Genomic DNA, 1,701 nt, shown 5'->3' with positions numbered 1-1,701 from the left:
GCGAGCCGGTCCTGACGATCTCGATGGCCACGCCGCGCTTCGCGGCAGCCTGCTCCAATGCCAGCGCGACCTCGGCGGCGCCGACGGCCAACGCACCGGCATCACGTGAGACGTAGAGGCGCATGCTCATCGTTGCGCCTCCGCGACCAGCGCATCGAGGCGCTTCTGATCGAGGCGGCCGATCAGGCGGCCGTCGAGCATCGCGGACGGCGCCGTCGCGCACAGGCCGAGGCAGTAGATCGGCTCCAGTGTGACGCGATCATCGGCCGTGGTGTTGCCGAGCGACACGCCGAGCTTGGCTTCTGCGCGCGCAGCCAGCGCATCGCCGCCCGCGGCCTGGCAGGCTTCCGCGCGGCAGAGCTTGAGCACATGACGGCCGGCCGGCTTGTGGCGGAAGTCATGGTAGAATGTGAATACGCCATGCACTTCGGCGCGCGACAGATTGAGCGCTTGCGCCACCATGGGAATGGCCGCCTCCGGCACGTAGCCGAATGCCTCCTGCAGCGCGTGCAGGATGACCAGCGTCGCGCCCTCTTGGTCGGCATGTTCGCCGATGATTTCGGCGCCGCGCGTCTCGTTCCAAGGCTCAAAAACCGCTGTCATTCTTCGTTCTCAACCTGAGCGTTTCCTTTGCCGCAAACTAGTTGGAATCATTCGAAGATCAATAAAGCTATCCCGTGCTGCGATTGCGAATTCGGATCGATTTGCAACCGCAATCGATCGATACGAAATGGCAATGAAAGTTGGACCGGCTGCCGGTTTTTGCGTGTTGGTGCGGGCCCGGCGTGCTAGCTTGCATGCCACGACAGAATTCGAGGGGACGCTCGGTTGATCGACAAGCTTGAACTGCTGCTGGCGCTGGCGAAGGAGCGTCATTTTGGACGCGCGGCGGAGGTCTGCGGCGTGACGCAACCGACGATGTCGACCGGACTCAAGCAGCTCGAGGAGATCCTCGGGGTGATGCTGGTCCAGCGCGGGTCCCGCTTCCAGGGCTTTACGCCGGAAGGCGAGCGGGCGCTGGACTGGGCGCGGCGGATCGTGGGCGATGCCCGCGCGATGCGTGATGAGATCAACGGGCTGAAGCACCAGCTCTCCGGCGAGATCCGCATCGCGGCGATCCCGACCGTGCTCGGCATGGTCGCCGCGCTGACGACGCCGTACCGTGCCAGGCATCCGGAGGTGCGCTTCCGCATCCAGTCCACCACCTCGTCCGAGGTGCTGGGGCTGCTCGAAAATCTCGAGGTCGATGCCGGGCTGACCTATATCGAGAACGAGCCGATCGGCAAGGTGCGCACCATTCCGCTCTACAATGAGAGCTATCGTCTCCTGACCGCGCCGGATGCGATGTTCGGTGACCGCGAGACGGTGACATGGACCGAGGTCGGGCAGGTGCCGCTGTGCCTGCTGACGCCAGACATGCAGAACCGCCGCATCATCGACCGCGCGCTACGCTCGGTCGGCGCCGAGGCGACGCCGACGCTGACCTCGAACTCGCTGCTGGTGCTGTTCACGCATGTCAAGACCGGGCGCTGGGCGAGCGTGATGCCGGCCAAGCTCGCCGAGACGCTCGGTCTTTCCGACACGGTGCGCTCGAGCTCGATCGCTTTCGCGATCTCGCGTTCCCAGCGGTCGCCGTTGGCGAGCAGCTTGGCCTTGTCATAGAACAGTTCCTCGCGGGTCTCGGTCGCGAACTCGAAGTTC

Annotated in this window: 2 protein-coding genes; one reads left to right on the top strand and one right to left on the bottom strand. The window is 64.9% G+C overall.

What is annotated here, in order from left to right; genetic code table 11:
• Positions 1-126 precede the first annotated feature (126 nt).
• Positions 127-603 carry a formate dehydrogenase subunit gamma gene (locus tag MOV75_RS36925; RefSeq protein WP_246930651.1) on the bottom strand — a complete coding sequence of 159 codons (477 nt, stop codon included), beginning with the start codon at positions 601-603 and terminating at the stop codon, positions 127-129.
• A 225-nt stretch (positions 604-828) separates the two neighbouring features.
• Here MOV75_RS36925 and MOV75_RS36920 point away from each other — a divergent pair, with 225 nt between their 5' ends.
• On the top strand, positions 829-1,662 hold the full coding sequence (locus tag MOV75_RS36920; protein WP_309487003.1) for a LysR family transcriptional regulator: 834 nt from the start codon (positions 829-831) through the stop codon (positions 1,660-1,662).
• Positions 1,663-1,701 lie beyond the last annotated feature (39 nt).

The sequence above is a fragment of the Bradyrhizobium sp. PRIMUS42 genome (assembly GCF_023006515.1).
Taxonomy (GTDB): domain Bacteria; phylum Pseudomonadota; class Alphaproteobacteria; order Rhizobiales; family Xanthobacteraceae; genus Bradyrhizobium.
Note: the sequence above shows the minus strand (reverse complement) of the source record. Positions and strands in the feature narration are given on the sequence as shown.